Source organism: Variovorax sp. WDL1, from assembly GCF_001541225.1.
In the GTDB taxonomy this organism is placed as follows: domain Bacteria; phylum Pseudomonadota; class Gammaproteobacteria; order Burkholderiales; family Burkholderiaceae_C; genus Variovorax.
The window spans coordinates 58660-60527 of sequence record NZ_LMTS01000029.1 but is presented as its reverse complement, the minus strand read 5'-3'; the positions used below and the strand labels follow the sequence as shown (position 1 = coordinate 60527).

Genomic DNA, 1868 nt, shown 5'->3' with positions numbered 1-1868 from the left:
CCCCCGCCGTTGCGGCTCCTGGCGGCGGCATGCCGCCTCCCGTCTGACGCAGCCGGGGCGCCGCTACTTCGTCGACAGGACCCAGGCCGCTAGCTTCTTGGAGTCGGCCTCGCTGACCTGGTTGTTGGCGGGCATCGGCACCGCGCCCCAGACGCCGGAGCCGCCCTTCACGATCTTGGTCGCCAGCATGTCGGCGGCCCCCTTGTTGTCCTTGTACTTGGCCGCGATCTCCTTGAAGGAGGGGCCCAGGACCTTGCGCTCGACGGCGTGGCAGCTCATGCAGTTCTTGGAAGTGGCCAGTGCGAGGTCGGCCAGGGCGGGAGACGTTGCGGCCAGCCCGAAGGCGGCGACGAGAAGCGCTCTTTTCATGGGGTTCAGTGACGTGGGTGCGTTAAAGTCGATCCAACGCGATTGTAGGTAGCGCGGTGCACGGCCCGTTCTGATGCGGCCGGACGATCGGAGGGGTTCTCTCATGTGGTTTCTTTTCCTCGGCCTGCTCGGCGTGGCCCTCAAGTTCTTCGAGGTCGGCTTCGTCGCGCAATGGAGCTGGTGGGTGGTGCTCATCCCCTTCGCACTGGCCGCTGCCTGGTGGGCCTGGGCCGACGCCTCGGGCTACACCAAGCGCAAGGTGGTCGAGCGCGAGAACGAGCGCCGGCAGGCGCGCATCGATCGGCAACGCAGCCAGATGGGTCTGCTGACCACCCGCTCCAACCGGCGCCGCCGCGGGCGCTGATCCGTCGCTCGTCCCCCCTTGAGGCCCGCAAGGCGTCAGCTCCGGGGAGCGTCCCGGCTCACCGGTGGCACGAGGAAGCGCTGCACCAAGCCCTCGAGCCCTCGGAACACCGTCGCGATCAAGGCGGCGAGCAGCAGTCCTGCAACCACGTCGAGCGGAAAATGCACGCCGACGTAGACGCGGGCCCAGCCGGTGATCAGGGCGATGGCCAGGATCGCCATGCCCGCCTTGCGCAGCGCCCCGCGCAGGCAGAACACCAGCCCGACGGTGAACATCACGGAGGCGTGCGCGCTCGGCAAGGAGCCACGCACCCCGTGCTCGATGTGTGGCGGGCTCAGTCCCAGGACGAAGGGCCGCGGCATGGCAACGGCTTCAGCCAGCATGTGGGCCAGTATCGACGCGGCCCCCGCCGCCAGCAGCGCACCGACCACATAGAGGCGATGCCCGGGATGCCGCCATGCGGCCCACGCCATCACGGCAACGCAGAGCCACGTCGAGCCCTCCGCGACCTTGCTGGCCGCCCACAGAAGCCGCGCGTCCGGGTGGTAGCCGCCGCCAACCAGCCGGAACAGGGCGATGTTCAGGTCCAGCAGGGCGGACATGATGGCTGCGGGTGCTGGATTGTGGCGCTCAGCCCACGCCCAGCAACTCGTGCAGGCGCGTGCTGGTGGTGGTGTACTGCAGGGGCACGGCCTTGCCGGGAAACACGATGCCCGTGGCGCCCCAGGCCGCCAGCGTGGCCTCGTGGAAGCCGCAGACGATCAGCTTCTTCTTGCCCGGGTAGGTGTTGATGTCGCCGACCGCGAACACCCCCGCCTCGCGGGTCTGGAAGCGCTCGGTGTCGACCGGCACCTGCTTGCGCACCAGATCCAGCCCCCAGTCGGCGATGGGCCCGAGCCGGGGCGAGATGCCGAGGCAGGCAATGAGCGCATCGAGCGGCAGGGTCAGAGTCTGCGCATCGGGTGTCGAGATCTGCAGCGCCCGGCCGTCGAAGGCCGCAGGCTGGCCCACGGCGAAGCGCATCGTGCCCTGGGCCACCGCCGCCCGCATGCGTGCCACGAGCTCTTCGTCGGCCTGGAAGCCGTCGCGCCGATGCACCAGCGTCACTTCGCGAGCCCGGCCCACGAGTGCCAGC

The 1868-nt window shown here is 69.5% G+C and carries 4 protein-coding genes; 1 reads left to right on the top strand and 3 read right to left on the bottom strand.

Annotation, left to right across the window (positions count from 1 at the left end):
- Positions 1-63 precede the first annotated feature (63 nt).
- The gene (locus tag APY03_RS06335; RefSeq protein WP_068675033.1) at positions 64-369 is read right to left on the bottom strand and encodes a c-type cytochrome; all 306 of its coding nucleotides are present in this window, start codon (positions 367-369) and stop codon (positions 64-66) included.
- A gap of 103 nt (positions 370-472) precedes the next feature.
- On the opposite strand from APY03_RS06335, the gene APY03_RS06330 reads away from it, so the two are divergent.
- On the top strand, positions 473-733 hold the full coding sequence (locus APY03_RS06330; protein ID WP_068675031.1) for a TIGR04438 family Trp-rich protein: 261 nt from the start codon (positions 473-475) through the stop codon (positions 731-733).
- A 35-nt stretch (positions 734-768) separates the two neighbouring features.
- Here the strand turns inward: APY03_RS06330 and APY03_RS06325 are convergent, their stop codons facing one another.
- Positions 769-1335, bottom strand: a complete 567-nt coding sequence (locus APY03_RS06325) for a phosphatase PAP2 family protein (RefSeq protein ID WP_068675029.1) — start codon at positions 1333-1335, stop codon at positions 769-771.
- 28 nt (positions 1336-1363) lie between these two features.
- The coding region (locus APY03_RS43350) for an NAD(P)/FAD-dependent oxidoreductase (RefSeq protein ID WP_232324175.1) at positions 1364-1868 on the bottom strand (505 nt) is incomplete at its 5' end.

Coding starts and splice junctions, on each gene's coding strand:
- APY03_RS06335 (WP_068675033.1), bottom strand. CDS start 369: ATGAAAAGAGCGCTTCTCGTCGCCGCCTTCGGGCTGGCCGCAACGTCT.
- APY03_RS06330 (WP_068675031.1), top strand. CDS start 473: ATGTGGTTTCTTTTCCTCGGCCTGCTCGGCGTGGCCCTCAAGTTCTTC.
- APY03_RS06325 (WP_068675029.1), bottom strand. CDS start 1,335: ATGTCCGCCCTGCTGGACCTGAACATCGCCCTGTTCCGGCTGGTTGGC.